We start from the raw sequence: 6,435 nt of genomic DNA, 5'->3' as shown, positions 1-6,435 counted from the left end.
TCGTAATATCAAAAATAAAATTTTATAACTTTGTAAGCTCCTAAATAACGCTATTTATAAGGCTAAATTTAAAAATTTAATTTTGATAATTTTTCAAATAAATATTACAAGATATTATTTTAGTCTTATTTTCTATAAAATTTCAGCACAATTTTAGACTAGATGAAATGTTAAAATTTGATTGTAGAAAACAAAATAAAATTAGCAGTGTTTTAAATGCCAGCTTCAAGCATCGCTTCAGCTTGATAGTGCGTGATAAGCGGCTCGATGATCTCGTCAAATAATCCCGCAGCCATGATAGCATCAAGGCGGTAAAGAGTTAAATTTATGCGGTGATCACTTATGCGGTTTTGTGGGAAGTTATATGTTCTTATCCTGCCAGAGCGGTCTCCAGTGCCGACCTGACTCTTGCGCTCGCTAGTCTCTTTTGCAAGCCTCTCTTGCTCTTGCATTTCATAAAGTCTAGCTTTTAGCACCTTCATTGCAGCTTCTTTGTTTTTGTGCTGGCTCTTGCCATCTTGGTTTGTCACAACAAGCCCTGTTGGTATATGCGTGATCCTAACGGCACTATCAGTTGTATTGACCGACTGGCCGCCGTGGCCTGAGCTTCTCATAACATCAACTCTTATATCATTTGGATTGATCTCGATCTCGCTATCTTCGACCTCTGGCATGATAGCCACAGTTACAGCCGAGGTATGCACCCTGCCCTGACTCTCAGTCTCTGGCACACGCTGAACTCTATGTGTGCCACCTTCAAATTTTAGCCTAGAGTAAGCGCCTTTGCCTTTTATAAGCACGATGATCTCTTTAAAACCACCAGTGTTGCCCTCACTTTGGCTAACGATCTCAAATTTATATCCACGAAGCTCTGCGTATCTAATGTAAGCGTTAAAAAGATCTCCAACAAATAGTGCAGCCTCATCGCCACCAGTGCCTGCGCGAATTTCTAAAAATATATTTTTATCATCGTTTGGATCTTTTGGAAGAAGTAAAATTTTGATCTCTTCTTCAAGCTTCTCTCTTGAAATTTCTAAACTTTTTAACTCTTCTTTTGCAAGCTCGCCAAGCTCAGAGTCCTCAAGTAGGGCTTTGTTCTCGTCGATATCATTTAGAATTTGTAGATATTTTTTTGCAGCAGTTGCGACTGGTTCGATAGATGATTGCTCTTTTGAAAGCTTTGTCATCTTTTCGATATCGTTTGCTATATTTGGATCGCTTAGAAGCGTAGAAATTTCATCATAGCGATCCAAAAATGGATGAAGTTTATCAGCAAACATTAAAATTTAATAGATTAAGCAGCTTTTAGAGTATTTACTAATTGAGCAAGGCGACTAACGCGACGAGCAGCAGTTTGTTTCTTCAAAAAGCCTCTACTTACAAAACTGTGAATACTTTTGTTAGCAACTTTTAAAGCTTCATTTGCAGCATTTAGATCTTTAGCTTCTACAGCTACGCGCACTGCTTTTGTGATGTTTTTAAGTCTAGTGCGGTAAAATCTATTTCTTTCTGTTCTTTTTATAGTTTGTCTAGCTCTTTTTTCAGCAGATTTATGGTTTGCCATAATATACCTTTTTTGATAATTTTAGTCCGTGATTATATGAAAAATATATTTAATTGTAACTGAATTTAAGTCTGCTTTAAAACAAATAAAATTTTAGATTTTAAATTTGATAATTTCTGATAAAATAGCACCATTTTATAATAAAAAGGATAAATTTATGAAACTTTTTGGAACAGACGGAGTTCGTGGTAAGGCTGGCGAAAAGCTTTCAGCTCAAACATCTATGCGCCTTGCAATGGCTGCTGGAATTTACTTTAGAAAGACCTCAGCGACAAATGTGATTTTAGTTGGAAAAGATACTAGAAAAAGCGGCTATATGATCGAAACTGCCATCGTTGCTGGGCTAACTGCAGTTGGCTACAACGTTCTTCAAATAGGCCCTATGCCAACACCTGCGATCGCATTTTTAACAGAAAATATGCGCTGCGACGCTGGCATAATGATAAGCGCCTCACACAATCCATACTACGATAACGGCATCAAATTTTTTGATAGCTTTGGCAACAAACTAGATGAAAAGATAGAAGCCGAGATAGAAAAAATCTTCTACGACGACGAGCTCATCGCAAACGCCCAAAAGACGATGACAGAGATCGGCGCAAACAAGAGGATCGATGATGTTATCGGTAGATATATCGTGCAGATCAAAAATTCATTCCCAAAAGAGTTAAATTTAAAGAATTTACGAGTGGTTTTAGACGTAGCAAACGGAGCTGCTTACAAGGTCGCACCAACTGTATTTAGCGAGCTTGGAGCCGACGTCATCGTCATAAACAACGAGCCAAATGGTAGCAATATCAACCAAAACTGCGGCGCGCTTCACCCAGAAGATCTAGCAAGCGAGGTAAAAAGGCTTCGTGCTGACATCGGTTTTGCATTTGACGGCGATGCTGATAGGCTAGTAGTTGTCGATGAAAACGGAGAAGTAGTGCATGGAGATGCGATACTTGGCTCACTTGCAGCATTTTTACACGAGCAAAAGACTCTAAAAGGCGGTGCCATCGTGGCTACAGTGATGAGTAATGCCGCACTTGATGACTATCTAAAAGCTCACAAGATCAAGCTGCTTCGCTCAAACGTAGGCGACAAATACGTGCTTGAGATGATGAAAGAAAATGGCATAAATTTTGGCGGCGAGCAAAGCGGCCACGTCATTTTTAACGACTACGCCAAGACTGGCGACGGCCTTGTTACTTCAATGCAAGTTGTTGCGATGATGCTTAAAAAAGGCAAAAAAGCTAGTGAAATTTTTGGCGAGCTAAAGCCGTATCCTCAAATTTTGCTAAATTTAAAGATCACAGAGAAAAAGCCGCTTGATAAGATAGAGGGGCTAAAAGAGCTTGAAGCTAGCCTTGCAAAAGAGGGCATAAGATCGCTCTTTAGATACTCTGGCACTGAGAATTTGATCAGACTTTTGCTTGAGGGCAAAAATCAAACTTTAGTTGAAAAACGCATGGATGAAGTTGAGAAATTTTTCGTAAAAGCCCTAAATGCGTAAAAGCTTGGTTAAATTTTTCATTGCGTTTTTTCTCATTTTTATCGTTGATCAAGCGATAAAGATGATATTTATAGATGGTTTTTCGTGGGAGGGCGAGTTTTTCTCGCTAGTTCTTACATATAATAAGGGCGTTGCATTTTCGATGTTTGCCTTTTTAGATGAGTGGCTTAAATTTATCCAGATAGCTCTCATTTTAGGCGTTTTTGTCTATCTAGTCATTGAAAAAAAACTGCTTTGCTCGCATGCCATTTGGCTTGGAGCTTTGCTAGGAGCTGGCAGCTCAAACATCACAGATAGATTTATCCATGGCGGCGTCGTGGATTACGTCTTTTGGCACAAGTGGTTTAACTTTGCGGTCTTTAACTTCGCTGATGTGATGATCGATCTTTGCGTTGTGATGATACTTTGGCAAAGTTTTAGAAAAAGGAGAGAGAGTGGGAAATAATATCTACGTCGCATACGCGCTTTGGCTACTTACTGGCTGGCTTGGAGCGCATAGAATTTACCTTGGTAAATTTATCACTGGCTTTTTGATGATGGGACTATTTTTCGTTGGCTACTCTACGTTTTATTTCATTATAGGCATACCATTCTTAGCTATTTGGGGCATTTGGTGGATCATCGACGCATTTTTGGTTGGTGCTTATGTCGAGAAAAATTTACAAAAAGTCGAGCTAAAAGAGAGACTAAAACTAAAAGATAAAGAGGATGACTTAAAAAGGCTTTACGAGCTTTTTGAGAGTGGTGCGATCAGCAAGGCTGAATTTGAAGCTAGAAAAGAGATACTTTTTAGATAAGGAGACGTTATGGCAGAATATTATCTTTACTTAAAATACCTCCACTATTTGTTTTTCATCTCGTGGATGGCAGTGCTGTTTTATCAGCCAAGGCTCTACGTTTATCACGTAGAAAACATGGACAAGCCAGACTTTGTAAAAGTGGTTGAGGTGATGGAGTATAAGATGTATCACTACATCGGCTGGGTAGCACTTATTGGCTCATTTGTTACTGGTATTTTGATACTTATCGCGATGCCTGATCTTATAAAAACTGGTCACATCCACGTCAAAATTTTAGTTGTCATCTTAATGGCTATCTATCACCTAGATCTTGGACGCTACATGAAGCAGCTTAAAGAGAAACGCTGTAACAAAAGTGGCATCTTCTTTAGAGCTTACAACGAAGTGCCAACTATCGCGATGCTCATCATCATCTGGGTCATGATAGTAAATCCATTTTAAAGGAATTTGATGAAGAAATTTTTAGCATTTATCGCTTTGCCAGCGCTCTTGCTCGCAGCTACTCAGTATTTTGAGCCGATGCAGATAAAATTTGACAACAGACTCTACTCGCTAGCAGGCTCAGCCAAACCTGTGCCAAATTTATTCACGCAGGAGTACTTGCTCCCTGGCGAGAAGATAGATAGTTTTAGCTACATGCTCTCGCTAAATACCCTTAAATTTGACGCTACGCCAGAGCAAGCGGTCGAGCAAAAGATAAATGATCTAAAAGAGCTAAAAGCAAAAGGACTAAAAGTGGCTTATAAAAAGGGCTCGCTGGCAAATGAAATTTATCTTGATATCACGATATTTTCAAACCTAAATGGCGTGCCAACAGCCGAGCACTCGATATATCGCTACACCAAACAAGGCGGAAATTTAGTCCTTTTTACCATCCAAAGGCGTGCTTATAAAAAAGAGGGCATTCAAAGATTTGCTACAAATTTCACGATCGAGTCGCAAGATTTTAGCAAAAAAGCCCTAGCCACACCTTTCCCCCAAATCATCAGCAAATAAAGAAATTTGAGTGTAAATTTAGCCTTTGCACTCAAATTTTAAAACCAGACTTAACAAATTTATCTAAAAATAAAACGAATAGTTATATGATAAGAAAAACTCAAAAAGGATAGCCTATGATACATAAAATTCTTATCGCAAATCGTGGTGAGATCGCAGTTAGGATAGTCAGAGCTTGTAGGGATTTACACATCCAAAGCGTAGGAATTTACACAGCACCAGACAGCGAGTGCTTACACGTCAGGATCGCTGATGAGGCCTATCAAGTGGGCGAAGATCCGATCAAAGGCTATCTTGACGCCAAAGCGATCGTAAAGCTTGCTAAAGAGTGCGGGGCTGACGCCATTCACCCAGGATACGGCTTTTTGAGCGAAAACTACGAATTTGCAAAGGCGGTTGAGGACGCTGGGCTCATCTTCATCGGTCCAAAAGCTGAAGTCATCAAGAAAATGGGCGATAAAAACATCGCTAGATATCTGATGAAGAAAAACGGCATACCGATAGTGCCAGGTACCGAAAAGCTAAATGATGAGAGCATGGACGCCATAAAAGAGCACGCCAGACGCATCGGCTACCCTGTCATCTTAAAAGCAAGCGGTGGCGGTGGCGGCCGTGGCATCAGAGAGGTCTGGCAAGAAGAAGATATGCAAGATGCCTTTGAGTCGTGCACCAGAGAGGCAAAAGCATACTTTAACAACGACGAAGTTTTTATGGAGAAGCTTGTCGTCAATCCTCGCCACATCGAGTTTCAAATTTTAGGCGATAACTACGGCAACATCATCCACCTTTGCGAGCGTGACTGCTCTATCCAAAGGCGTCACCAAAAGATCATCGAGATCGCACCTTGTCCATCGATTAGCGAAAATTTAAGAAAGATCATGGGTGTGACCGCAGTGGCTGCTGCAAAGGCTGTGGGCTATTCAAACGTCGGAACGATCGAGTTTTTGCTAGATGACTACAATAACTTTTACTTCATGGAGATGAACACCCGTATCCAAGTGGAGCACGGCATCACTGAAGAGATCACAGGACATGATCTTGTCGTTAGGCAGATAAGGATCGCAGCGGGTGAAATTTTAGAGATCGAGCAAAGCGACATCAAACCGCGCGGCTACGCGATAGAAGCAAGGATCACGGCTGAAAATGTCTGGGAAAATTTCATCCCAGCACCAGGCACGATCGAGGGCTACTACCCAGCTCTTGGCCCATCTGTACGCGTCGATAGCCACGTCTATAAGGACTACACCATACCGCCATTTTACGACTCACTTATCGCAAAGCTGATCGTCAAGGCGACTGATTATGATCTAGCGGTAAATAAGCTTGAAAGAGCACTTGAAGAATTTACCATCGAGGGCGTGCGAACGATCATCCCATTTTTGCTAACGATCAGCAAGAGCAAGGAATTTAGAAGGGGATTTTTCGATACTAGCTACGTTGAGAAAAACTTAAAAACTATCCTTGAAAACACCTATGATGATATGAACAAAGAGCCAAATGACGACCTAGAAGAGGTCATCGTAGAGGCGATAAAAAGATATAAAAAGAAGAGATAAATTTATCTCATTATGGCTTTG

The 6,435-nt window shown here is 40.5% G+C and carries 8 protein-coding genes; 6 read left to right on the top strand and 2 right to left on the bottom strand.

All coding sequences use genetic code 11. The features are described 5' to 3' along the window. Window positions 1–212: 212 nt before the first annotated feature. Together prfA and rpsT are read right to left on the bottom strand one after the other, a co-directional pair. Window positions 213–1,280: a peptide chain release factor 1 gene (gene prfA, locus CYP77_RS09760; protein WP_103567397.1), complete on the bottom strand. Its 1,068-nt coding sequence runs from the start codon at window positions 1,278–1,280 to the stop codon at window positions 213–215. A gap of 14 nt (window positions 1,281–1,294) precedes the next feature. Further along, window positions 1,295–1,564, bottom strand: coding sequence for a 30S ribosomal protein S20 (gene rpsT, locus CYP77_RS09755; protein ID WP_004317319.1), 270 nt, complete (start codon window positions 1,562–1,564; stop codon window positions 1,295–1,297). Window positions 1,565–1,721: 157 nt separating this feature from the next. On the opposite strand from rpsT, the gene glmM reads away from it, so the two are divergent. The 6 genes from glmM to CYP77_RS09725 all read left to right on the top strand — a co-directional run bounded on the left by glmM (window position 1,722) and on the right by CYP77_RS09725 (window position 6,414). Continuing rightward, window positions 1,722–3,062, top strand: a complete 1,341-nt coding sequence (gene glmM / locus CYP77_RS09750; RefSeq protein WP_103558329.1) for a phosphoglucosamine mutase — start codon at window positions 1,722–1,724, stop codon at window positions 3,060–3,062. Continuing rightward, a complete protein-coding gene (lspA, locus tag CYP77_RS09745; protein ID WP_103567398.1) occupies window positions 3,055–3,507 on the top strand; it encodes a signal peptidase II in 453 nt (150 codons plus the stop codon). The genes glmM and lspA overlap by 8 nt, the downstream gene beginning before the upstream one ends. After that, window positions 3,497–3,859 carry an NINE protein gene (locus CYP77_RS09740; protein WP_103567399.1) on the top strand — a complete coding sequence of 121 codons (363 nt, stop codon included), beginning with the start codon at window positions 3,497–3,499 and terminating at the stop codon, window positions 3,857–3,859. The genes lspA and CYP77_RS09740 overlap by 11 nt, the downstream gene beginning before the upstream one ends. Before the next feature lie 9 nt (window positions 3,860–3,868). Next, a complete protein-coding gene (locus CYP77_RS09735; protein WP_004317437.1) occupies window positions 3,869–4,303 on the top strand; it encodes a CopD family protein in 435 nt (144 codons plus the stop codon). A 9-nt stretch (window positions 4,304–4,312) separates the two neighbouring features. Beyond that, the gene (locus CYP77_RS09730) at window positions 4,313–4,858 is read left to right on the top strand and encodes a hypothetical protein (protein ID WP_021086664.1); all 546 of its coding nucleotides are present in this window, start codon (window positions 4,313–4,315) and stop codon (window positions 4,856–4,858) included. Between the two features lie 116 nt (window positions 4,859–4,974). Further along, window positions 4,975–6,414, top strand: coding sequence for an acetyl-CoA carboxylase subunit A (locus CYP77_RS09725; protein WP_004317286.1), 1,440 nt, complete (start codon window positions 4,975–4,977; stop codon window positions 6,412–6,414). The last annotated feature ends 21 nt before the right edge of the window (window positions 6,415–6,435 follow it).

It is taken from the genome of Campylobacter concisus, from assembly GCF_002913865.1.
In the GTDB taxonomy this organism is placed as follows: domain Bacteria; phylum Campylobacterota; class Campylobacteria; order Campylobacterales; family Campylobacteraceae; genus Campylobacter_A; species Campylobacter_A concisus_AM.
Note: the sequence above shows the minus strand (reverse complement) of the source record. Positions and strands in the feature narration are given on the sequence as shown.